At 60.9% G+C, this 23,163-nt stretch carries 17 protein-coding genes and 1 tRNA gene; 13 read left to right on the forward strand and 5 right to left on the reverse strand.

The genetic code is table 11. The features are described from left to right. The first annotated feature begins 62 nt into the window (after positions 1-62). Together F7R06_RS26775 and F7R06_RS26780 are read left to right on the forward strand one after the other, a co-directional pair. Positions 63-3,809 carry a bifunctional diguanylate cyclase/phosphodiesterase gene (locus F7R06_RS26775; protein ID WP_090325724.1) on the forward strand — a complete coding sequence of 1,249 codons (3,747 nt, stop codon included), beginning with the start codon at positions 63-65 and terminating at the stop codon, positions 3,807-3,809. 15 nt (positions 3,810-3,824) lie between these two features. Further along, positions 3,825-3,901 (forward strand) — tRNA-Ile (locus F7R06_RS26780). 123 nt (positions 3,902-4,024) lie between these two features. Here the strand turns inward: F7R06_RS26780 and F7R06_RS26785 are convergent. Next, positions 4,025-4,645, reverse strand: a complete 621-nt coding sequence (locus tag F7R06_RS26785; RefSeq protein ID WP_090325727.1) for a zinc metalloprotease — start codon at positions 4,643-4,645, stop codon at positions 4,025-4,027. A gap of 113 nt (positions 4,646-4,758) precedes the next feature. After that, positions 4,759-7,113 carry a glucose/quinate/shikimate family membrane-bound PQQ-dependent dehydrogenase gene (locus tag F7R06_RS26790; protein WP_090325729.1) on the reverse strand — a complete coding sequence of 785 codons (2,355 nt, stop codon included), beginning with the start codon at positions 7,111-7,113 and terminating at the stop codon, positions 4,759-4,761. A 175-nt stretch (positions 7,114-7,288) separates the two neighbouring features. Between F7R06_RS26790 and F7R06_RS26795 the strand changes: the two genes are divergently transcribed. The 10 genes from F7R06_RS26795 to F7R06_RS26840 all read left to right on the forward strand — a co-directional run bounded on the left by F7R06_RS26795 (position 7,289) and on the right by F7R06_RS26840 (position 18,268). After that, positions 7,289-7,750 carry an Lrp/AsnC family transcriptional regulator gene (locus F7R06_RS26795; protein WP_007980298.1) on the forward strand — a complete coding sequence of 154 codons (462 nt, stop codon included), beginning with the start codon at positions 7,289-7,291 and terminating at the stop codon, positions 7,748-7,750. A gap of 222 nt (positions 7,751-7,972) precedes the next feature. Then, the gene (locus F7R06_RS26800; protein ID WP_090325731.1) at positions 7,973-9,655 is read left to right on the forward strand and encodes a flavin monoamine oxidase family protein; all 1,683 of its coding nucleotides are present in this window, start codon (positions 7,973-7,975) and stop codon (positions 9,653-9,655) included. A gap of 12 nt (positions 9,656-9,667) precedes the next feature. Beyond that, entirely contained in the window at positions 9,668-10,462 is a 795-nt protein-coding gene (locus F7R06_RS26805; RefSeq protein WP_090325733.1) for a carbon-nitrogen hydrolase family protein, read from the forward strand. Between the two features lie 38 nt (positions 10,463-10,500). Beyond that, positions 10,501-12,930, forward strand: a complete 2,430-nt coding sequence (pqqF, locus tag F7R06_RS26810; RefSeq protein ID WP_090325735.1) for a pyrroloquinoline quinone biosynthesis protein PqqF — start codon at positions 10,501-10,503, stop codon at positions 12,928-12,930. 155 nt (positions 12,931-13,085) lie between these two features. Continuing rightward, positions 13,086-13,160 (forward strand): pyrroloquinoline quinone precursor peptide PqqA, encoded by a 75-nt coding sequence (gene pqqA, locus F7R06_RS26815; protein ID WP_009045898.1) that lies wholly within the window; start codon positions 13,086-13,088, stop codon positions 13,158-13,160. Between the two features lie 86 nt (positions 13,161-13,246). Next, the gene (gene pqqB / locus F7R06_RS26820; protein WP_090325737.1) at positions 13,247-14,158 is read left to right on the forward strand and encodes a pyrroloquinoline quinone biosynthesis protein PqqB; all 912 of its coding nucleotides are present in this window, start codon (positions 13,247-13,249) and stop codon (positions 14,156-14,158) included. 149 nt (positions 14,159-14,307) lie between these two features. Continuing rightward, the gene (pqqC, locus tag F7R06_RS26825; protein ID WP_090325739.1) at positions 14,308-15,060 is read left to right on the forward strand and encodes a pyrroloquinoline-quinone synthase PqqC; all 753 of its coding nucleotides are present in this window, start codon (positions 14,308-14,310) and stop codon (positions 15,058-15,060) included. Next, complete coding sequence (pqqD, locus tag F7R06_RS26830; protein WP_090325741.1) at positions 15,057-15,332, forward strand: pyrroloquinoline quinone biosynthesis peptide chaperone PqqD; 276 nt, start codon at positions 15,057-15,059, stop codon at positions 15,330-15,332. The genes pqqC and pqqD overlap by 4 nt, the downstream gene beginning before the upstream one ends. Beyond that, entirely contained in the window at positions 15,304-16,476 is a 1,173-nt protein-coding gene (pqqE, locus tag F7R06_RS26835; RefSeq protein ID WP_090325743.1) for a pyrroloquinoline quinone biosynthesis protein PqqE, read from the forward strand. The genes pqqD and pqqE overlap by 29 nt, the downstream gene beginning before the upstream one ends. Continuing rightward, positions 16,442-18,268, forward strand: coding sequence for a S9 family peptidase (locus F7R06_RS26840; RefSeq protein ID WP_090325745.1), 1,827 nt, complete (start codon positions 16,442-16,444; stop codon positions 18,266-18,268). Before pqqE ends, F7R06_RS26840 begins: the two co-directional genes overlap by 35 nt. A 90-nt stretch (positions 18,269-18,358) precedes the next feature. Here the strand turns inward: F7R06_RS26840 and F7R06_RS26845 are convergent, their stop codons facing one another. Together F7R06_RS26845 and F7R06_RS26850 are read right to left on the reverse strand one after the other, a co-directional pair. Then, positions 18,359-18,517: a YqaE/Pmp3 family membrane protein gene (locus F7R06_RS26845; protein WP_003228885.1), complete on the reverse strand. Its 159-nt coding sequence runs from the start codon at positions 18,515-18,517 to the stop codon at positions 18,359-18,361. 208 nt (positions 18,518-18,725) lie between these two features. Continuing rightward, positions 18,726-20,009 (reverse strand): aspartate aminotransferase family protein, encoded by a 1,284-nt coding sequence (locus tag F7R06_RS26850; RefSeq protein ID WP_090325747.1) that lies wholly within the window; start codon positions 20,007-20,009, stop codon positions 18,726-18,728. 169 nt (positions 20,010-20,178) lie between these two features. On the opposite strand from F7R06_RS26850, the gene F7R06_RS26855 reads away from it, so the two are divergent. Continuing rightward, positions 20,179-21,108: a LysR family transcriptional regulator gene (locus F7R06_RS26855; protein WP_090325748.1), complete on the forward strand. Its 930-nt coding sequence runs from the start codon at positions 20,179-20,181 to the stop codon at positions 21,106-21,108. 226 nt (positions 21,109-21,334) lie between these two features. Here the strand turns inward: F7R06_RS26855 and F7R06_RS26860 are convergent, their stop codons facing one another. Further along, a complete protein-coding gene (locus F7R06_RS26860; RefSeq protein WP_090325749.1) occupies positions 21,335-23,113 on the reverse strand; it encodes an acyl-CoA dehydrogenase C-terminal domain-containing protein in 1,779 nt (592 codons plus the stop codon). Positions 23,114-23,163: the final 50 nt, after the last annotated feature.

Raw genomic sequence — 23,163 nt, forward strand, 5'->3', positions numbered from 1 at the left:
CCCCTTCCGCCGATTTGCCCGTCTACACTCGAAGCATTCCCCCGAGCCATAACGAGACCGTTATGCCCAGACTGCCGACCGTGCTTTTTTTGCTGTCGCTGATGACCTGGACCGCAACGGCTGGCGCGCTGACTCTGAACGACGAAGAACGTAGCTGGCTTGCGGCCCACCCGAACTTGCGGCTGGGTGTCGATGCCTCGTGGCCTCCCTTTGAGTTTCGCGACGATCAGGGCCGATACCAGGGACTTGCGGCGGACTATATCGACCTGATCCGTCAGCGTTTGGCCGTTCATCTGACGCCTATCGAGCCGGTCAGCTGGACAGCCGTGCTGGAGCAAGCCAAACAAGGCAAGCTGGACCTGTTGCCGGGCATCATGTCGACCCCGGAACGCCAGAACTACCTGTCGTTCACGCGCCCCTATCTGGATTTCCCGATTGTCATCCTGGCGCATGTCGGTGGCGCCCAACCTCGCAAAATCCAGGACCTCTACGGGCTGAAAATCGCCGTGGTGGAAAACTACGCCCCCCACGAACTGCTGCGCACCCACAATCCCGATTTGAACCTGGTGGCGATGCCCAATGTCAGCTCTGCACTGCAGGCGCTGGCCACCGATGAAGTGGACGCGGTGGTTGGCGACCTCGCCTCCAGTGTGTGGAGCCTGCGCCAGCTCAAGCTGGACGGGCTGTACGTCAGCGGCGAAACCCCTTATCGCTATCAATTGGCCATGGGCGTGCCCCGGGACAACAAGGTGCTGGTTGGCATCCTGGATAAGGTTCTGGCGGACGTGAGTCCTGCAGAAATCAGTGCCATCCAGGAGCATTGGGTAGGCAACGTCCTCGATCATCGAACTTTCTGGTCCGATCTACTGGTCTATGGCCTGCCGGGATTACTGCTGTTGATGATCGTGCTGGCCGTAGTGATCCGGATCAACCGCCGACTGAGCTCGGAGATCGCCCGCCGCGTCGATCTGGAACAGGAACTGCGCAGCAGCGAATACCACTACCGCGGGCTGGTGGAGAGCCTGTCGGCCATTGCCTGGGAAGCGCGGATGAGCGACTTCACCTACAGCTATGTGTCGCCCCACGCCGAAGCCTTGCTTGGCTATCCGCTGTCGCACTGGCTGATTCCGGGCTTCTGGCGCAACATCATTCACCCCGCCGACCTGACCCGCGCGCAGAACTTCTGTGATCACGAAGTGCTGGCCGGGCGCGATCACAGCCTCGATTACCGGGTCATCACCGCCGATGGGCGCTGCCTGTGGGTGCGCGATATCGTCAGCCTGATCGAACATGGCCACGAACCAGTGATGCGCGGGTTGATGATCGACATCAGCGAAGCCAAACGCACCGAAGAAGCCCTGCGCCTGTCGGAGCAGAAATTTGCCTCGGTCTTCCAGCAATGCCCCGACATTCTGGTCATCGCGCGCCTTTCCGACGGCTGCCTGCTCGAAGTCAACGAAGCGTTCGAAGAACAGATCGGCCTGCGTGCCGAGGACGTCATCGGCCAGACCGCCACCGACCTGAATATCTGGGGCATTCCCGGCGTCGGGCCGGGGCTGTTGCAGCGCTTGCAGGCTGGCAGCATCCGCAACCTGGAGATGCCCTTTCGTCGCAGCAATGGCCAGGTGTTTACCGGCCTGATTTCCGCCGAACCCTTCGACCTCGATACGACCCCGGCGCTGGTGGTGGTCGTGCGTGATATCACCCAGCTCAAGGAAACCCAGCAACAACTGCAAACCTCCGAAGAGAAATTCGCCAAGGCGTTTCACGCCTCGCCGGACGGCTTGTTGCTGTCCCGGCAAAGTGACGGCCTGCTGATTGAGGTTAACGAAGGGTTCAGCCGCATTACCGGGTTCAACAGCGCGATGTCGGTGGACCGTTCGGCACTGGACCTGGGTATCTGGGTCAACCTCAACGAGCGCAAGCAGATGCTCGACCTGCTGCACCGCGACGGCTTTGTCCGCGACTTTAGCTGCCATATTCGCCGCAGCGACGGGCAGATTCGCCTCTGCGAAGTCTCCAGCCGTCCGCTGCCGATTGGCGATGAGGACTGCATGCTGACCATCGCCCGGGACATTACCGAGCGCCATCTGATGCAGGAGAAACTGCAACAAGCGGCGACGGTGTTCGAGAGCACTGCCGAAGGCGTACTGATCACCGATACCCAGCAGCACATCAGCGCCGTCAACCGCGCGTTTACCGAAATCACCGGCTACAGCGAAAGCGAAGCCCTGGGCCATACCCCGCGCCTGCTTGCCTCCGGCCTGCATGACAGCGCGTTCTACGCAGCCATGTGGCATCAATTGACCGCCGAAGGTCACTGGCAAGGCGAGATTTCCAACCGGCGCAAAAACGGCGAGCTCTACCCGAGCTGGCTGACCATCAGCGCCGTGCGCAACCGGGACAAGTTCATCACCCACTTCGTGGCGGTATTCGCTGACATTTCCAGCCTCAAACACGCCCAGGCCAAACTCGATTACCAGGCCCACCACGACCCGCTGACGGGTCTGCCAAACCGCACACTATTCGAAAGCCGCCTGCAGACCGCCCTCAATACCCAGAAGGAAAATGGCGGCCAGGGCGCGGTACTGTTCCTGGATCTGGACCGTTTCAAACACATCAACGACAGCCTCGGTCACCCGGTCGGCGACCTGCTGCTCAAAGGCATTGCCGTGCGCCTCAAGGAGCAACTGCGCGATATCGACACCGTGGCCCGCCTGGGCGGCGATGAGTTCATCATCCTGTTACCTGGCCTGCAGCAAGCCAGCGACGCCGACAATATCGCCACCAAGCTGCTTAATTGCTTTACCGCCCCGTTCCAGGCCGGTGAGCACGAATTTTTCATCAGCGCCAGTATCGGCACCAGCCTCTATCCACAGGACGGCTGTGATGTCGCCACCTTGATCAAGAACGCCGACGCGGCGATGTATCGCTCTAAAGCCAAGGGCCGTAACCGGGTCGAAAGCTATACCCGCGACCTCACCGCGCAAGCCAGTGAACGGGTGGCGCTGGAGCATGAATTGCGGCGCGCCATCGAGCGCAACGAGCTGCAGCTCTACTACCAACCGAAAATCAGCCTCGAAGACTATCGCCTGGTGGGGGCAGAAGCGCTGATTCGCTGGCGTCATCCGACCTTTGGCGACGTACCGCCAGAGCATTTCATTTCCCTGGCCGAAGAGAACGGCATGATCCTGCAGATCGGCGACTGGGTGCTTGAAACCGCCTGCCGGCAAATGCACGAATGGAACCTGACCTACGAAGGCCTCGGCCCGCTGTCCGTCAACCTGGCGGGCGCTCAGCTGCGCCAACCCAACCTCCTCGGCCGCATCGAACAACTGCTCAAGGACAACCGCCTCAAACCGGGATTCCTGCAGCTGGAAATCACCGAAAACTTCATCATGAGCCAGGCGGAAGAAGCGCTGGCGGTGCTGCATCAACTCAAGCATCTGGGCGTGCAACTGGCGATCGACGACTTCGGCACCGGCTACTCGTCACTGAGTTACCTCAAGCGCCTGCCCCTGGACATACTCAAAATCGACCAATCCTTCGTTCGCGGCTTGCCCGACGACCCACACGACGCCGCCATCGTGCGCGCCATCATCGCCCTCGGCCGCAGCATGCAATTCACCGTGATTGCCGAAGGCGTGGAGACTCATGCGCAGCAACGATTCCTGGCCGACGAAGGCTGCGAACAGATCCAGGGCTACATCGTCAGCCTGCCCCTGCCCCCCGACGAATTCGCCGCGACGTTTCTTCGTTCAACCGTTTCAGACTTTTCGGATAGCACAGCCGCGAAACCGTCGCTATAATCCGCGGCCTACTGAGGGCCTATAGCTCAGTTGGTTAGAGCAGAGGACTCATAATCCTTTGGTCCACGGTTCAAGTCCGTGTGGGCCCACCAAACAAGAAAGCCGCGCAATGCGCGGCTTTTGCGTTTCTGAATGGCCTGAAGCAATAGAGCCATTTTTTAATTGCTTCACGACCTTCGCGAGCAAGCTCGCCCCTACCAGGGATTTGCCGCGTTTCAACGCACCGGCCCAATCCGCTCAAGCCTCTCGCCCGTCAACACCACTTCATACGTATCCGCAGGCCTTCCCCACTGCTCCACTAGAACCATACGATCCACCACTGCAGCGCCCAACTCTGTAATGGTGTCTGCCAAAGCCTCAACCATTTCTTGAGCCCGCAGCCACAGGCGATCATTGATCGTTTTCAGTTCGGCCGCGATGCACTCGGATGATGTGAGGCCTGTATCGGGATAGGTGATGTTGCGCAGCAGGTGCCGCAGCTCACTGATTTTTGCGTCGTCCCGTTCCGCACCGAGCGCCCCTTTGAGGATGGCTGCCGCTTCCGACAGGTCGACACGTTTTGCGCCGACAGGTGCTGAAGGTAACGTCTGGGCCATCGCGCCTGCTAAAAGAATGATGATCCGGGCTTCCAGGTAGGCCTTCATGGCGTCCATCGACGCAATGGGCTGCACCAGATTGATGGTTGCGCCCCCTTTGTGCCGCAGGTCCATGGTCACGGTCAGGGTGACCCCACCTGTTTCAAACCCCAATGAGCGGGCCACGACGTAGTGTCCCATTTCGTGATGGGCGATCCGCAATGCACGGTCCCGTACAGCGGCATGCAATTTTGTCGTCATGTCCTTCGCCTCGCACTCTCGACTGCATCAATCCTAGTCGATCTCCACAGTCGCTCTTTCGCCCAGAAAAAAGCCGCGCAATGGCGCGGCTTTTCCGAGTCAAACGTCAGCCCTTATTTGGGCAACGCATACGCAATCACGTAGTCCCCACGGTCCGTCGACTGACGTGCACCGCCTACGGTGAGCAGGATGTACTGCTTGCCGGTTTTCGGCGAAACGTAAGTCATCGGCCCGGACTGACTGCCCACTGGCAGACGCGACTTCCAGATCTCGTTGCCGTTGCCGGTATCGAAGGCGCGCAGGTAGAAGTCCTGGGTGCCGGCGAAGAACAGCAGGCCGGACTGGGTCGCCAGCGAAGCGCCGAGGGTCGGCATGCCGATCGGGATCGGCAGGTGCATGCGGATGCCCAGCGGGCCGGTGTCTTGCACGGTGCCGACCGGGACTTGCCACATCAGTTTGTGGGTCTTGAGGTCGATGGCGGACATGGTGCCGAACGGTGGCTTCTGGCACGGAATACCGGCCGCCGAGAGGAAGCGTTCGCGCATGGCGCCGAATGGCGTGCCTTCCTGCGGCACGACGCCCATTTCGATGCCGCTGGCCCCGGCGCCGATCTTGTCGCGCGGGATCATGTAGTTGGCCAGGCCCAGGCGCATGTCATTGACGAACATGTAGTTGGTGTTCGGATCCACCGAGACGCTGCCCCAGTTCATGCCGCCCAACGAGCCCGGGAATTGCAGGGCGCGGTCCATACCCGGCGGGGTGTAGACGCCTTCGTGGCGCATGCCCTTGAACTGGATGCGGCACATCAACTGGTCGAACGGCGTGGCGCCCCACATGTCGGATTCGGTGAGCGTCTTGTTGCCGATCGAAGGCATGTCCACCGAGAACGGCTGGGTCGGCGAGTAGCGTTCGCCAGGCACATGCCCCTGTGGAACGGGACGTTCTTCAACGCGTGAAATCGGCACGCCGGTTGCGCGGTTGAGCAGGAAGATCTCGCCCTGTTTGGTGACTTGCGCCAGGGCCGGCTGCAGGCCGCCCTTGTCGTCCGGCACGTCGTACAGCAGCGGTTGTGCCGGCAGGTCGAAGTCCCACAGATCATGGTGAGTGGTCTGGAAGTGCCAGCGCACCTGGCCGGTTTTCACGTCGACGGCGACGATGGAGGAGTTCCACTTGTCGTCGAACTCGGTGCGCTGACCGCCGAAGAAGTCAGGGGTGGCGTTGCCGGTGGGCAAGTACACCAGACCGAGTTTGGCGTCGTAGGACATGGCCGACCACACGTTCGGCGTGCCACGGGTATACGTCTCACCTGCTGGTGGGCGCTTGGTGGTGTTCGGATTACCCGGATCCCACGCCCACACCAGTTCGCCGCTGCGCACGTCGTAGGCACGGACCACGCCTGGCGGCTCGCCGGTGGAATAGTTGTCGGCCACGCGGCCACCGACGATCACCACGTCTCCGGCGACCAATGGCGTCGAAGTCTGCTGGTAGTAACCGGGCTTCACTTCACCCATGTCGGTTTTCAGGTCGACCGTGCCTTTGTTGCCAAACTCTTCGCATGGCTTGCCGGTTTCGGCATTGATGGCGATCAAGCGCGCATCGCCGGTCGGCAGGAACAGACGTTTCGTGCAGGCCGTTGGCTGAGCACCTGCAGGTGCCGGGGCTTCGGAATAGCCCAAACCGCGGCAACGCTGCCAGTTCGGCGCGGAGCCTTGCGGGTCGAACTTCCAGCGCTGGGCGCCGGTGTCGGCATCCAGGGCGAAGACTTTGCCGTAGGCAGTGCAGGTGTAGACCGTGTCACCGATTTGCAGCGGGGTGTTCTGGTCTTCGGCACCGGCACCGGTGCTTTGCGGGATGTCGCCGGTACGGAAGGTCCAGGCTACCTGCAACTTGTCGATGTTGCCCTTGTTGATCTGGTCCAGCGCGGCAAAGCGGTTGCCCGCGGTGGTGTTGCCCCAGTGCGCCCAGTCTTTCTGCTCGGTGCCCGGTGCGACCGGCGTGACGGCAGGTTCGGTGGTGGCCTTGACCACATGGGTCGGCACGAACATGTAGGCCATGGTGGCGACGACACCGACGGCCAGAATACCGGCCAGGCCATAGGCGCCACGCCCTGCGGACGCGCCCGAGGCACGCACCAGCGTCGGATAGAACAGTGCCACGACCAGGCCGATCACGGCAAAGGTCAGCACGCGCGAGACCAGCGGCCAATATTCGAAGCCGGCATCCCATACCGCCCAGATCGCGGTCAGTATCAGCGCCAGACCATACAGCCAGGCGCCAGCCGGTTTACGGCGGGCAATCATCAGCCCGGAGACCAGCATCGCCAGGCCCATCAGCAGGAAATACCAGCTGCCACCGAGTGAAATCAGGTAGCCACCGCCCCCCGCCAGGCCGAGCCCGATCAGTGCAATCAGGACACCCAGTCCCGCCAGCAACCATTTGCTGCCGGCGGCAGCCCCAGAAGTATTCATGTCGGAAATTATCCCCATTTGTGACAAGCGCGGAATAATGTACTACCTAGTTACTTATGGCAAATTGTCGCAGGTAAAAATGGCATGAACGGTAGTCAGCCTAGTTCAAACCTCCGCTCGAAGAGATGTGGCTGTAACATGCTTGCCCATTGCTTGGTCCCGCTGGAGACAACCCTTGCCTGACACTCGTCCGCCCGTTCTTGATGAAATCGACCGCCAGTTGATCGCGGCCCTGCAGATCAACGCCCGCGAAAGCGTGGCCATGCTTGCCCGGCAGCTGGGCATCGCGCGCACCACCGTTACATCGCGATTGGCACGCCTGGAAAAAGCCAAAGTGATCACCGGTTATGGCGTTCGCCTGGGTCAGCGTGTGGTCGACGGCGGGTTGCAGGCGTACGTGGGAATCACCGTGCAACCGCGCTCCGGCAAGGAAGTGTTGCGACGCCTGAGCGCCATGGCGCAGGTGCAGCAGTTGTGCGCCGTGAGTGGCGAATTTGATTATGTGGCGTGGCTGCGGACCGACTCGCCAGAGCAGCTGGATCAGTTGCTGGATCAGATCGGCAGTGTCGACGGGGTGGAGAAAACGACGACCTCGATCATCCTGAGCAGCAAGATTGATCGGGGGCAGCCGGTTTGAGTATCCAGCCAATCAATCTCCGGTGCCTAATCGGGCCTCTTCGCGGTCAAGCCCGCTCCCACAGTGGACAGTGTGCACAGCACAATCGTCATATTGATCATTAATATGGCAAAACGACGACACTTTGCGTCTTATTAACGTGTTCTACGCTCTCTAGAATGGCCGGCATCTTTTCCTATACTCAGACGCGCACCCCGCGTCCGGACGCCAGTAAGGTCAGCCATGAACAAGAACAATCGCCACCCTGCAGACGGTAAGAAACCAGTCACCATTTTCGGCCCGGACTTTCCTTTCGCCTTCGACGACTGGATCGAACACCCGGCCGGGCTGGGCAGCATTCCCGAGCACCATCATGGCGCCGAAGTAGCGATTGTCGGCGCCGGTATCGCCGGGCTGGTGGCGGCTTATGAGCTGATGAAACTCGGCCTCAAGCCGGTGGTTTACGAAGCGTCGAAGATGGGCGGCCGCCTGCGTTCCCAGACGTTCAACGGCACCGATGGCATCGTCGCCGAACTGGGCGGCATGCGCTTCCCGGTGTCGTCCACCGCGTTCTACCACTACGTCGACAAGCTCGGTCTTGAGACCAAACCCTTCCCTAACCCGCTGACGCCTGCCTCCGGCAGCACCGTGATCGACCTGGAAGGCCAGACCCATTACGCACAGAAACTGGCGGACCTTCCCGCGCTGTTCCAGGAAGTGGCTGATGCCTGGGCCGATGCACTGGAAGACGGCTCACGCTTCGGCGAAATCCAGCAGGCCATTCGCGACCGCGACGTGCCACGCCTCAAAGAACTGTGGAATACCCTGGTGCCACTGTGGGACGACCGCACGTTCTACGACTTCGTCGCTACCTCCAAGGCGTTTGCCAAGTTGTCATTCCACCACCGCGAAGTGTTCGGCCAGGTCGGTTTCGGTACCGGTGGCTGGGACTCCGACTTCCCCAACTCGATGCTGGAAATCTTCCGCGTGGTCATGACCAACTGCGACGATCACCAGCACCTGGTGGTCGGTGGTGTCGAGCAAGTACCGCAAGGGATCTGGCGCCATGTGCCGGAACGTTGCGTGCACTGGCCTGAAGGCACCAGTCTGAAATCGTTGCACCGGGGCGCCCCGCGCTCCGGCGTGAAAAAAATCGCCCACGCTCCCGGTGGCCGTTTTGCGGTGACCGACAACAATGGCGACACCCGCGAATATGCCGCGGTGCTGACCACCTGCCAGAGCTGGCTGCTGACCACCCAGATCGAATGCGACGAAACCCTGTTCTCGCAAAAGATGTGGATGGCCCTGGACCGTACCCGCTACATGCAATCGTCGAAGACCTTCGTGATGGTCGACCGCCCGTTCTGGAAGGACAAGGACCCGGAAACCGGCCGCGACCTGATGAGCATGACCCTCACCGATCGCCTGACCCGTGGCACCTACCTGTTCGACAACGGCGACGACAAGCCAGGGGTCATTTGCCTGTCGTACTCGTGGATGAGCGATGCGCTGAAAATGCTCCCGCACCCGGTGGAAAAACGCGTGAAGCTGGCACTCGATGCGCTGAAAAAGATCTACCCGAAAGTCGACATCGCCGCGCGCATCATCGGCGATCCGATCACCGTGTCCTGGGAAGCCGACCCGCATTTCCTCGGTGCCTTCAAAGGCGCCCTGCCCGGTCACTACCGCTACAACCAGCGCATGTACGCGCACTTCATGCAGGACGACATGCCGGCCGAACAACGCGGGATTTTCATCGCAGGTGATGATGTTTCGTGGACACCGGCCTGGGTCGAAGGCGCCGTGCAGACGTCGCTCAACGCGGTATGGGGCATCATGAAACACTTCGGCGGTGCAACTCACGCCGAGAATCCGGGTCCAGGTGATGTGTTCAACGAGATCGGACCGATCGCCCTGCCCGAGTAAGAGGAATCCGAAATGCGCGTAGCCCTTTACCAATGTCCACCGTTGCCCCTCGATGTCGCGGGTAACTTGCAACGCTTGCACCAGCTTGCGCTGGAGGCCAAAGGCGCCGATTTGCTGGTGCTGCCGGAGATGTTTCTGACCGGCTACAACATCGGCGTCGATGCTGTCAGCGTGCTGGCGGAGGTGTACAACGGTGAGTCGGCGCAACAGGTCGCGCGCATCGCCAAGGCTGCCGGGATTGCCATTTTGTATGGCTATCCCGAGCGCACCGAGGACGGGCAGATCTACAACGCCGTGCAGTTGATCGATGCCAATGGCGAACGCCTGTGCAACTACCGCAAGACGCACCTGTTCGGCGACCTCGACCGCTCGATGTTCAGCCCCGGCACCAACGATTTTCCGGTCGTTGAACTCAACGGCTGGAAGCTCGGTTTCCTGATCTGCTACGACCTGGAGTTTCCGGAAAATGCCCGGCGCCTGGCCCTTGAGGGCGCCGAGCTGATCCTGGTGCCGACCGCGAACATGATTCCCTTCGATTTCATCGCTGATGTCACCGTCCGCGCCCGCGCCTTTGAAAACCAGTGTTATGTGGCCTACGCCAACTACTGCGGGCATGAAGGCGACATCCACTACTGCGGCAAGAGCAGCATCGCCGCACCGGACGGCAGCCGCATTGCGCAGGCCGGTCTTGATGAGGCACTGATCGTCGGTGAGCTGGATCGTCAGTTGATGGTCGATTCCCGCGCCGCCAATCGCTACCTCCTCGATCGCCGCCCCGAGCTTTACGACGCGCTGAACAAGCGCTAATCCGCTAGCATTGGCACTTCACTGTTCTGGAAGTGCCCATGCCTGCGCTGAATCACCCTCGCCCCCATTCTGAAACCCTGGCCAACGGTCTGCGGGTGACGCTGCGTCATGCGCCGGATTTGAAGCGCTGCGCGGCGGCTTTGCGAGTCGCTGCGGGCAGCCACGATGTCCCGCTGGCCTGGCCCGGCCTGGCGCACTTTCTTGAGCATCTGCTGTTTCTGCACACCGAGCGTTTTCCTGCCGGGCAAGGGTTGATGGCCTACGTCCAGAGTCATGGTGGGCAGGTCAACGCGCGCACCAACGAGCGCACCACCGACTACTTTTTCGAATTGCCGGCGCAGGCGTTGGCCGGTGGGTTGGAACGTATGTCAGACATGCTCGCTCACCCGCGAATGAATCCGGATGATCAGCAACGCGAAAGAGAAGTGCTGCAGGCCGAGTATGTCGCCTGGTCCCAGGACGCCACGGCCCAACAGCAACTGGCGCTGTTCGACGGGCTGAGTGAAACGCACCCTTTGCGCGGCTTTCACGCCGGCAACCGCGACAGTCTTCCAGTGTCGCAGCCGGAATTTCAGCAAGGCTTGCAGGATTTTTATCAGCGTTTTTATCAAGCCGGGCAGATGACCCTGAGCCTGGCGGGGCCGCAAAGTCTGGAAGAACTGAAAGCACTGGCCCAGGGTTTCGCAGATGCCATCCCCGCGGGCAGCCCGATCGCGCAACAAGCGCCTGCACCGCTGATGAGCGCTTTGGACAACAGTTATCAACAGGTGGACGCTCATCGCCTGCATCTGTTGTTCGCCCTTGAAGCGCTGCCCGACTCTTCGGCGGACGCATTGGCGTTCCTGTGCCATTGGCTCAACAGCGCCAAACCCGGCGGACTGTTGGCCGGGTTGCGTGACCGGGGCTGGGTCACCCACCTGAAAGCGGCACCGTTGTATCAATTCGCCGGGCAAGCCTTGCTGCATGTCGAGTTCACACGCAACGCCGATACACCGCCAGTGGCGATACGCGAACAACTGCTGGACTGGCTGGGCTTTTTCGCCCGGCAAGACTGGAGCGCATTGAGCTCCGAATATGCCGCCCTGCTGCAACGCCAGCAGCAAGTCAGCACAGCCCTGCAACTGGCCCGACTGGACAACGAACAGCTTGAAGCCGGGTTATCCGAACAGGGTGCGACGGCCCTCAAGCAAGTGCTGAATCAAATCGGTGCTGTGGATAACTTCAGCGGTCAATGGCAGTTGCCGACACCCAACCCCTTCCTGCGCTCCGATGCGCCTGCCCCCAACGCCGGCCTGATTCGTGGCCAGACCAGCGCCCATCGTGGCCTGCGCACCTTCGCTCAGGACCGCTCGCGCAGCCGCCGCGAACGCTCACCGATGCAGTTCAGCCAGGCGCTGCCGGAGATGGGAGCGCATGGTGCGGTGTATCTGCGTTGGCGTCTTGATGCGGCACCTGCCACTCACCTGCAGACGCGCCTGGAAAACCATCTGCAAACATTGCGCGAAGAAGCGCGTCAGGCCGGTGTGGATTTTTCCTTCACCGCATCGGGAAACGAATGGCTGCTGAAGATGACCGGACTGCAGGAGCCGATGCCCGCTGTCCTCGAGCATGCGCTGAAAGCGCTGACAAAACCTGAGGCGGATGTCTCACCCGATGCGCCGACGCCCCCTGCGTTGATGCCGATTCGACAATTGCTCAAGGCCTTGCCCGATCATTGCCTTGAACCCATCGCCTACTCAGATGACCTGCAACAACTCTGGTCAAGCGCCCGCTGGGATGGCCTGGCGATAGGTCTGTCGGCGCAGACCCAAGCGGCCATGGGCCTGGCTTTAAGCCGCATCCCCGGCACGCCGGACAGTCAGCTGACACCGCCGCCATCGAGCCCGTCGCACTATCTGTGGAGCACCTTCGATACCGGGTCCAGCGAACACGCCTTGCTGCTGTTCTGCCCATCCGCGAGCGAAGCGATCGCTGACGAAGCCGCATGGCGCCTGCTGGCACACATCTGCCACACGCCGTTCTACCAGCGCCTGCGGGTGGAGCTGCAACTCGGCTATGCGGTGTTCAGCGCCTTGCGCCAGATGCACGGCCAAACCGGACTGCTGTTCGGCGTGCAATCGCCGAGCGTCGCGCCAGTCGACCTGCTGCAACACATTGAGCAGTTCCTGGGCGGGTTGCCGCAGATGATCCGGGATATCGATGAAGGCAGTTTCATCGCCCTGCGCCAGGCCTTGGCCGACCAATTCGCCAGTGCCGTGTTGCCCAATGCCCAAGCCGCTGAACTGCTGTGGCAGGGCACACTGGCCGGCCGCTCGTCGGATTATTTGAGTCAACTGCCCGAGGCGATTCTGCTGGTTGATCGACCGACGCTCATCGCCGCAGCGCAACGCCTGAAACAGGCAGAAGACGGCTGGCGCTGCCTGTCCAGCGGGAGTTGCCCCGGCTCGCCTTGGCAAGTGACAAAATGATCATTACCGAGGCTGCAATTAACTTTCTCGAACATTTGCAGCCAATTATTGTGAAATTTTAAGTAACATAGCAGCCTAACTATCTGAACATCTCCTGCTGGAGGTGGACTATATGTATAGATCTCAACTGTCCCATCACCTGAAGGAGCGCTCCCATGTCCTGGTCCAAACCTGCTTACACCGACCTGCGTATCGGCTTTGAAGTCACCATGTACTTCGCCAGCCGTTGAGTCCTGCCGCCAGGTAGAACATGCGGTTCAACGCCTCGGTTCGCCGAGGCGTTTTTATTTTCAGCTGTTGAATGTTTGGAGCCTCCATGTTTGTCCAGATCCTGGGATCCGCCGCCGGCGGCGGTTTCCCCCAATGGAACTGCAACTGCGCCAACTGCGCAGGTTTTCGCGACGGAAGCCTGAATGCCAAGGCGCGTACCCAGTCATCCATCGCGATTTCCGATGACGGGGTCAACTGGGTGCTGTGCAACACCTCGCCGGACATCCGCGCCCAACTTCAGGGTTTCGCGCCGATGCAACCGGGCCGCGCCCTGCGTGACACCGGAATCAGTGCGATCATTCTGATGGACAGCCAGATCGACCACACCACCGGCCTGCTCATGCTGCGTGAAGGGTGCCCGCATCAGGTCTGGTGCACGGACATGGTCCACGAAGACCTGAGCAGCGGTTTCCCGCTGTTCAACATGCTGACCCACTGGAACGGCGGCCTGACCTGGAACCGCATCGAACTCGACCAGAGCTTCAGTATCCCGGCCTGCCCGAACCTGCGCTTCACCCCGCTGCCGTTGCGCAGCGCCGCGCCGCCCTATTCGCCCCATCGCTTCGACCCGCACCCGGGGGACAACATCGGACTGATCGTTGAAGACCTCAACACGGGCGGCAAACTCTTCTACGCACCGGGCCTGGGCAAGGTCGATGCGCCGTTGCTGGAGATCATGGCCGGCAGCGATTGCCTGCTGGTGGACGGCACGCTGTGGGACGACGACGAAATGCAACGCCGTGGCGTCGGCACCCGCACCGGGCGGGAGATGGGTCACCTGGCGCAGAATGGCCCCGGCGGCATGCTCGAAGTGCTGGAGCAACTGCCCACGCAGCGCAAAGTCCTTATCCACATCAACAACACCAACCCGATTCTCGATGAGGATTCGCCAGAACGCGCAGAGCTGGCGCGGCGCAATGTTGAAGTGGCTTTTGATGGTATGAGTATTGTGCTGTAGCGGCTGGCCCCATTGCTGGCAAGCCAGCTCCCACAGGTTTTATGCGCGCCACAAAGCATTGTGGGCGCTGGCTTGTCGGGTCGCCGCATCGCAGCGATGACATCCGACCAGACACCACAGAATCAAATGCTTGTTCCCGGAGAACAGACATGACCGACACCCCGATGTCCCCAACCGAATTCGAAGCCGCCCTGCGCGCCAAGGGGGCCTATTACCACATCCATCACCCGTATCACGTGGCGATGTATGAAGGCCGGGCGACCCGCGAGCAGATTCAGGGCTGGGTCGCCAATCGCTTTTACTATCAGGTGAACATCCCGCTCAAGGACGCCGCGATTCTGGCCAACTGCCCGGACCGCGAAATCCGCCGCGAGTGGATTCAGCGCCTGCTCGATCACGACGGCGCCCCCGGCGAAGAAGGTGGCATCGAAGCCTGGCTGCGCCTCGGCCAGGCCGTCGGCCTCAACCCGGATCAACTGCGCTCCCAGGAGCTGGTGCTGCCCGGCGTGCGTTTCGCCGTGGACGCCTACGTCAACTTCGCCCGCCGCGCCAGTTGGCAGGAAGCTGCCAGCAGCTCGCTGACCGAACTGTTCGCGCCACAGATCCACCAGTCGCGCCTGGACAGTTGGCCGCAGCATTACCCGTGGATCGACCCGGCCGGCTACGAGTATTTCCGCACCCGCCTGGGTCAGGCGCGACGCGATGTCGAACACGGCTTGGCCATCACCTTGCAGCACTACACAACGCGGGTCGGCCAGGAACGCATGCTGGAAATTCTCCAGTTCAAACTGGACATTCTTTGGAGCATGCTCGATGCCATGAGCATGGCTTACGAACTGAATCGCCCGCCCTATCACAGCGTGACCGAACAACGGGTCTGGCATAAAGGAATCACCTTATGAGTTTCGATCGCAGCAAGACTCCGACCTGGCGGCCCGGCTACCGCTTCCAGTACGAACCGGCGCAGAAAGGCCACGTGCTGCTGTACCCCGAAGGCATGATCAAACTCAATGAAAGCGCCGCGCTGATCGGCGGCTTGATCGATGGCCAACGCGATGTCGCGGCGATCATCAATGAACTCGACAAGCAGTTCCCCGGCGTGCCCGAGCTCGGTGACGACGTCGAGCAATTCATGGAGGTTGCCCGTGCGCAGCACTGGATCGAACTTGCCTGAGTCATCGGTGCAAGTACCGCCCAAACCCGAAGTCGGCCTGCCGCTGTGGCTGCTCGCCGAGCTGACCTACCGCTGCCCGCTGCAATGCCCCTACTGCTCCAATCCGCTGGACTTCGCCGAGCAGGGCAAAGAGCTGAGCACCGAGCAGTGGATCAAGGTTTTTCGCGAAGCCCGGGAGATGGGCGCGGCGCAACTGGGCTTTTCCGGCGGCGAACCGCTGGTGCGCCAGGACCTCGCCGAACTGATTTTTGAAGCGCGCCAACTCGGCTTCTACACCAACCTGATCACCTCCGGCATCGGTCTGACCGAGCAGAAAATCAGCGACTTCAAAAAGGCCGGCCTGGATCATATCCAGATCAGTTTCCAGGCCAGCGACGAGCAGGTGAACAACCTGTTGGCCGGGTCGAAAAAAGCCTTTGCGCAGAAGCTCGAAATGGCCCGCGCGGTGAAGGCCCACGGCTATCCGATGGTGCTGAACTTCGTGACCCATCGGCACAACATCGACCAGATCGACCGCATCATCGAGTTGTGCATTGCCCTTGAAGCGGACTTCGTCGAACTCGCCACTTGCCAGTTCTACGGCTGGGCCCAGCTCAACCGCGTCGGCCTGTTGCCGACCAAAGAACAACTGATACGCGCCGAACGCATCACCAACGAGTACCGGGCAAAACTCGAAGCCGAAGGTCATCCGTGCAAGCTGATTTTCGTCACCCCGGACTATTACGAAGAACGCCCGAAAGCCTGCATGAACGGCTGGGGCAGTATTTTTCTGACGGTCACCCCGGACGGAACCGCACTGCCCTGTCACGGCGCCCGACAGCTGCCGGTGCAGTTTCCCAACGTGCGCGACCACAGCATGCAGCACATCTGGTACGACTCGTTCGGCTTCAATCGCTTTCGTGGCTACGACTGGATGCCCGAGCCCTGCCGCTCCTGCGACGAGAAAGAAAAGGATTTCGGCGGCTGTCGTTGCCAGGCGTTCATGCTCACGGGTGATGCGAGCAACGCCGACCCGGTGTGCAGCAAATCGCACCATCACGGCGTGATCCTCAAGGCCCGCGAAGAAGCCGGGCACGCCACCCAGACCATCGACCAACTGGCCTTTCGCAATGAACGAAACTCACGCCTCATCGCCAAAAGCTGACCCGTTCAGCGCGGCCAACGCCGTCGCGGCCGGTATCGACTTTGCCGAGTTGCAGGCGGGCGCCAACGGCCTGTTCTGGAACGAATACCGCCCGGAAGATGGCGCTTGCCGAATCTGGCACTGGCGCGACGGCACGGCGAAATGTCTGACGCCACCGGGGTTCAGTGTTCGCAGTCGGGTGTACGAATATGGCGGTGGTGCGTTTTGTCTGACTGACGATGGCGTCGTTTTCGTCAACGAGACCGACCAGCAACTGTATCGGCAATCGTTGCAGGGTGAATCGCCCGAAGTGCTGACATCAGGGGTGTGCCGTTATGGCGATCTTCAGTTCGCCAAGGGTCAAGTGCTGGCGGTAGAAGAGAACCACGACCAACATCGGCTGGTGGCGATTGATCTGGCTGATGGCCTACGGCATGTGCTGGCCGAGGGCGCGGACTTTTATGCCGCCCCGACATTGAGCCCGGATGCCCGTCGCCTGGCCTGGATCGAGTGGAGTCGCCCGCATCAGCCCTGGACGGCCACTCGCTTGATGCTCGCCGAACGCCAGAGCGATGGCGGTTTTGCCCCGCCTCGTTGCTTAGCCGGTGAGGACGATCAAGAGTCCCTTCAACAACCACGATTTGACGACAGCGGTCGCTTGTTTTGCCTGACTGATCGCGGCGGTTTCTGGCAACCCTGGGTGAAATCCAACGAGGGATTGAGCCCGTTAGCCAGCGCTGCGGCCGATCATGGTCCCGCCCCCTGGCAACTCGGGGGCTGCACCTGGCTGCCGTTGGGCGAGTCCAATTATCTGGCCAGCTGGACGGAAGGAGGCTTTGGTCGACTGGTTGTGTGTGGCGACGCCAACGCGGACTTCACTGGCCAATACAGCCGCTTCCGCCATCTCGCCGTGGATGAACAGTTCATCTACTGCATCGCGGCATCGCCGATCAGTTCGCCGGCCGTGATCGCCATCGACCGACAAACCGGGGGAGTGAAAAAGCTGGCCGGCGGCATGACTCCGCTGCCGGCCGAGCACATCAGCATTCCACAGACCCTGCGCTACCCGAGTGGGTCGGGCGAGGCTCACGGCTTCTTCTACCCGGCGATGTCCGGCCAGGCTAAACCGCCGCTGGTGGTATTCATCCACGGCGGCCCGACATCGGCGTGCTACCCGATGCTCGATCCGCGCATTCAATACTGGGCGCAACGTGGCTTCGCCGTGGCCGATCTCAACTACCGTGGCAGCAGCGGCTACGGCCGGGCCTATCGCCAGGCCCTGCATTTGAGTTGGGGTGAGGTCGATGTCGAAGACGCCTGCGCGGTGGTCAGTCATCTCGCCGAACGCGGATTGGTCGACGGCGACAAGGCGTTCATTCGCGGCGGCAGTGCCGGCGGCTACACCACGCTGTGCGCACTGGCGTTCCACAAGGTCTTCCGCGCCGGCGCCAGCCTCTATGGGGTCAGCGATCCCGTGGCCCTGGGCCGGGCGACCCACAAGTTCGAAGGGGACTACCTGGATTGGCTGATTGGCGATCCGGTGCAAGACGCCGAGCGCTACGCCGCACGAACGCCTTTACAGCACGCGAGCAACATCAGCGTGCCGGTGATCTTCTTTCAGGGCGAACTGGATGCGGTGGTGGTGCCGGCGCAAACCCGCGAGATGGTCAAAGCGTTGCAGAACAACGGCATTGCAGTCGAAGCTCATTACTACGCGGACGAACGCCACGGCTTTCGCAAGGCCGGCAATCAGGCTCATGCGCTGGAACAGGAGTGGTTGTTTTATCGAAAGGTGATGGAGCAAGCTGGCTGAAATCGCTGGCAAGCCAGCTCCTACAAATGCGGGGATGTCCCTGTGGGAGCTGGCTAGCCAGCGATCGCGGTATCTAACACGACGCGAAAATCAACGTTTGGCGATGATGTACACCGCATGCACGATCCCCGGAATGTAACCACACAACGTCAGCAGAATGTTCAGCCAGAACGCCCCGCCAAACCCCACTTGCAGAAACACACCCAGCGGTGGCAACAGAATGGCGATGATGATGCGAATGAAATCCATGGGGTCAGCTCCTGATTGAAGTCGGCTCATACGAGCCTTACACACAATCGACCTGCGCCGCTGGTCAGGGTTCACTGTCGATACTTGTGAGCATCAAAGCCCCCCTCTGGTGGATGGCCACAAAAAAACGCCCCACGCTAAAAGAATCAGGCGTGGGGCGTGCGTTATACCGCGAGACGGTTCGGGGATTCGTGCAGGGTGCGTCTGATCAGACGGCGATTCCTTTACGGCACTGCAACTGGGCGGTGCGTACACGGGAGAAGGCGCGAGTCAGGCGCAAAAGCATTTCATCGATGTTGGCTTTGCTGACGTTAAGCGCCGGTGTGAAGCGCAGGCAGTCGGGTTGCGGGGCGTTGAGCAGCAAGCCTTCGTGGAGCGCGGCCTTGACCACCGCGTCGGCTGAGTCATCGGACAGGGTCAGTCCCCAGAGCAGCCCTTGCCCGCGCAACTCGCCGTGGCCATAGCGATGCGCCAAGCGCTGCAGCCCTTCGCGTAGATGCTGGGCACTTTGCCCGACATGCTCGAGAAATGCCCGGTCCTGCACGCTGTCGAGTACGGCCAGGCCTGCGGCTGTCATCAGCGCATTGCCGTGATGGGTTCCGGTCATTTCGCCGAGTTCGAAACAGCACGCCTGGCCCCGCGCCAACAAGGCCGCCAATGGCACGCCACCGCCCAGCCCTTTGCCGAGCACAACGATATCCGCCCGCACGCCGTAGGACTGTTCGGCAAGCAAAGTGCCGCAGCGCCCGATTCCGGTCTGCACTTCGTCGAAGATCAACTGGATGCCGAGCTCACGACACAGGCGCTCGACCCCCTTGAGGTAATGCGCGGTCGCGGGAATCACGCCGGCCTCGCTCTGAATAGGTTCGAGCATGATGGCGACGGTGCGCTCATCCACGGCCGCATGCAGCGCTGGAAGATCGTTGAGCGGGACGTGGCTGAAACCCGGCAGTTGCGGCTCGAATCGATTGACCAGCGTCGAACTGTCTGACGCCGGAATCGTCCCCAGACTACGGCCATGACATCCGTTATTGGCGACGATAATCCGCGAAGCGCCGCCGCGATGTTGTTGACCCCACTTGCGTGCCAGTTTGATCGCCGCCTCACAGGCTTCGCTGCCACTGTTGAGCAGGTAGGCCTGGTCGCTGCCGGTGCTGGCGCACAGGCGTTCGGCCAGGTTGAGCATGCCGCGGTTATGCAGGCCGAAACCGGGATTGATCAGCGCTTGTGCCTGCACCGCGATGGCATCGACCAGTGCCTTGGGACTGTGTCCAAGGCTGTTGGCGCCACCGCCTTGCGAGAAATCCAGATAAGCCCGGTCATCGTTGTCCCACAACCACGAACCCTGACCGCGGACAAAAACCTGTTTCGGTCGCTCGACACTGGGCATCAGGCACTCACTGGAAAGGTTATCGCCCCCGGATTGAAAGGAAGCATCCGCCACCAAATCATCAAGACTCGGCGAATGACGGCGCAGATTGAACAGATTCATCCGTTCAACCCCCGTTTATGATTTTTTGCCTTACCTATGTAAACACCATCGAAGCAAACGGTAATCATCGCGCTATGTGGCCCTGTAAGCCTTGTGAATGCGGTTAGACTAGGCTCAGACAAGGCCTTGGGCCATTTCGATTTCTCAGCATTTTCGATAAGTATTACTTATGGATTTTAAACAACTGCGTTATTTCGTCGCGGTCTACGAAGAAGGCCATGTGGGCCGTGCTGCCGAGCGACTGTCCATCTCTCAACCCGCGCTGTCCCAGCAGATCCGGCAACTTGAACAATTGCTAGATGTGAGCCTGTTCGAACGCAGCAGCAAACGCCTGCTACCAACGCTGGCGGCACATACCCTGTACAACCACGCCTTGCCCCTGCTGGATGGTCTGCAACGGGCACGTGAAGCGCTGGGGAATTTCAAGGGGCAGGCGCTGCGCACCTTGGCGATTGGCGTTTTGCAGACCGTGCATACCAGCCTGGTGCCGCAGATGCTCGAACGGGTGCGCAAGGCGCAACCGCATCTGGTGGTGCAGATCTACGAACTGACGGGCCTGGAAATCGAGCGACGCTTGCTCAATGGCTCGCTGGACATCGGCATCAGCTACCTGCCACCCCGGCAGCCTGGCTTGCACGGCGTGATGCTGTACGAAGATGAACTGACGCTGGTCATCCCGGCGGACCATCCGCTGCGGGAATTCAAGAAGGTGTCCATGAGTCAGGCCGCCGAGTTGCCCATGTTGCTGCTCGGCGAGGAGTTTCAAGTGCGGCAAATCTGGCAAGCGCAACTGGCCAGTCTGGGGCGACGTCCGCAGGTACAAGCCGAACTGAACAACATGGCCGGGATTCTCGACAGCCTGCCTCATACACGCTTGGCGACGGTATTGCCTGGGCGCTCGCAAAAGGCACACGGCAACAAGGAGCTGCTGTGGAAACCCTTGAGCGAACCCCGGGTGCCGCTGAAAATCGGACTGGTGTGTCGGGATGTGCAACGGCAACAGGCCTCGCTGGCGTTGTTGCGAACATTGCTGGAGGAGGTGATGAATCGACCGGATGAAAACTTGAGCAGCCCACCGGCGCTGGATGGACTGAGCTGAATACTTTTTCGCGGGCATAAGAAAACCCCGCCGAAGCGGGGCTTTGCAGACTGTTTCCCTGACATCCATTTCACTCCGCCGTCCTGGCAGAATCCTACGTGTCCGTGTTGTTGCTTTGCGCTTCCTGCGCTACGTCCATGAGAAGTAGATTAGCTGTGGATCCAATTTGCTTCTATGGGAGAACAGCAGCACGTCATGTAAGAGAATGCTTACATGACATACACAATCAGAACTGCGCTGCATCCAGCAGGAACAACGACTCACTGCCAGCCTTTACCGACGCGCTCAACGAGTGAATCCGCGGCAACAGACGAGCGAAATAGAACCGCGCCGTACCCAGTTTGCTGGCGTAGAAATCGTCCTGTGCTTCTTTGCCGAAAGCAGCCTTGGCCATCAGTGCCCACATGTAGGCGTAGGCGGTGTAGCCAAACACTTGCAGATACTCGACCGACGCCGCGCCGATTTCATTCGGGTTGTTTTTCGCCCGATCCAGCAACCATGCCGTCAGTTCGTCGAGGGTCGTCACGGCATCGTTCAGCGGTTTGGTGAACTCCGCCAGATCGGCGCTGGCCGTGGCGGTGAAATGACGAATCTCGTCAGCGAACAGGTTGTAGAACGCCCCGCCGCTGCCGACGATCTTGCGCCCGACCAGGTCCAGCGCCTGAATCCCGTTGGTGCCTTCGTAGATCTGGGTGATGCGCACGTCACGCACCAGTTGTTCCTGGCCCCATTCGCGGATGTAGCCATGGCCGCCGAAAATCTGCTGGCCATGGACGGTGGTTTCCAGACCCAGATCGGTCAGGAATGCCTTGGCCACCGGCGTCAGCAGCGCCACCAGGTCTTCCGCGCGTTTGCGGGTCGTGGCGTCTTCGCTGAACTTGGCAGTGTCCAGTTGCATGGCCACGTACGTCGAGAAGGCACGGCCGCCTTCGTTCGATGCTTTCATGGTCAACAGCATGCGACGCACGTCCGGGTGGACGATGATCGGGTCGGCCACTTTGTCCTTGTTCTGCGCGCCAGTCGGCGAACGGCTTTGCAGACGGTCACGGGCGTATTCGATGGCGTTCTGGTACGAGCGTTCGCCCGTGGCCAGGCCTTGAATGCCGACACCCAGACGCTCGTAGTTCATCATGGTGAACATCGCCGCCAGGCCTTTGTTCGGCTCACCGACCAGATAACCCACCGCTTCATCGAAGTTCATCACGCAGGTCGCGGACGCCTGAATGCCCATCTTGTGTTCGATCGAGCCGCAGTTCGCCGGGTTGCGCGCGCCCAGGCTGCCATCGGCATTGACCATGAACTTCGGCACCAGGAACAGCGAAATGCCCTTCGGCCCCGCCGGCGCGTCCGGCAGCTTGGCCAGCACCAGGTGAATGATGTTCTCGGTCAGGTCATGCTCGCCGCCGGTGATGAAGATCTTGGTCCCGCTGACCTTGTAAGAGCCGTCGGCCTGAGGCTCGGCCTTGGTGCGGATAATCCCCAGGTCGGTACCGGCGTGCGGTTCGGTCAGGCACATGGAGCCGGCCCAGACACCGGCATACATGTTCGGCAGGTACGCCGCTTTCAGCTCTTCGCTGGCATGGGCGTTGATCGACAGGCAGGCGCCGGCAGTCAGCATCGGGTACAGACCGAACGCCAGGCTGGCGGAGTTGACCATTTCTTCGACCTGGGCCGAAACAGCCTTGGGCATGCCCATGCCGCCATAGGCCGGGTCACCTCCCACGCCGACCCAGCCGCCCTCGGCGTAGGTCTGATAAGCCTGGGGAAAACCGGCCGGCGTGGTGACGGCACCGTCCGCCCAGTGGCAACCCTCTTCGTCCGCCGCGCGGCTCAGGGGCGCGATACTTTTGCTGGTGACCTTGCCGGCTTCTTCAAGGATGGCCTCGACCGTTTCCGCGTCAACGGTTTCGGCCAACGCAGGCAGCTCGGCCCAGAGTTTGGCGACCTCGAAAACTTCATTGAGGACGAAGCGCATATCGCGCAGGGGCGCTTTGTAGTCAGCCATGGCAAACCTCGCAAGATCTAAACAGGTGAATCGTAGGAGTAGTATTTTCG

Source organism: Pseudomonas moorei (assembly GCF_008801475.1).
GTDB classification, from domain to species: Bacteria; Pseudomonadota; Gammaproteobacteria; order Pseudomonadales; family Pseudomonadaceae; genus Aquipseudomonas; species Aquipseudomonas moorei.

Excerpts from the sequence above, each read along its gene's own strand:
- F7R06_RS26790 (WP_090325729.1), bottom strand. The coding sequence starts at position 7,113 with ATGAATACTTCTGGGGCTGCCGCCGGCAGCAAATGGTTGCTGGCGGGA.
- pqqD (WP_090325741.1), top strand. The coding sequence starts at position 15,057 with ATGAGTTTCGATCGCAGCAAGACTCCGACCTGGCGGCCCGGCTACCGC.
- F7R06_RS26785 (WP_090325727.1), bottom strand. The coding sequence starts at position 4,645 with ATGACGACAAAATTGCATGCCGCTGTACGGGACCGTGCATTGCGGATC.
- F7R06_RS26850 (WP_090325747.1), bottom strand. The coding sequence starts at position 20,009 with ATGAATCTGTTCAATCTGCGCCGTCATTCGCCGAGTCTTGATGATTTG.
- pqqB (WP_090325737.1), top strand. The coding sequence starts at position 13,247 with ATGTTTGTCCAGATCCTGGGATCCGCCGCCGGCGGCGGTTTCCCCCAA.
- F7R06_RS26855 (WP_090325748.1), top strand. The coding sequence starts at position 20,179 with ATGGATTTTAAACAACTGCGTTATTTCGTCGCGGTCTACGAAGAAGGC.
- pqqF (WP_090325735.1), top strand. The coding sequence starts at position 10,501 with ATGCCTGCGCTGAATCACCCTCGCCCCCATTCTGAAACCCTGGCCAAC.
- F7R06_RS26840 (WP_090325745.1), top strand. The coding sequence starts at position 16,442 with ATGAACGAAACTCACGCCTCATCGCCAAAAGCTGACCCGTTCAGCGCG.
- F7R06_RS26845 (WP_003228885.1), bottom strand. The coding sequence starts at position 18,517 with ATGGATTTCATTCGCATCATCATCGCCATTCTGTTGCCACCGCTGGGT.
- F7R06_RS26800 (WP_090325731.1), top strand. The coding sequence starts at position 7,973 with ATGAACAAGAACAATCGCCACCCTGCAGACGGTAAGAAACCAGTCACC.
- F7R06_RS26775 (WP_090325724.1), top strand. The coding sequence starts at position 63 with ATGCCCAGACTGCCGACCGTGCTTTTTTTGCTGTCGCTGATGACCTGG.
- F7R06_RS26860 (WP_090325749.1), bottom strand. The coding sequence starts at position 23,113 with ATGGCTGACTACAAAGCGCCCCTGCGCGATATGCGCTTCGTCCTCAAT.
- F7R06_RS26805 (WP_090325733.1), top strand. The coding sequence starts at position 9,668 with ATGCGCGTAGCCCTTTACCAATGTCCACCGTTGCCCCTCGATGTCGCG.
- pqqC (WP_090325739.1), top strand. The coding sequence starts at position 14,308 with ATGACCGACACCCCGATGTCCCCAACCGAATTCGAAGCCGCCCTGCGC.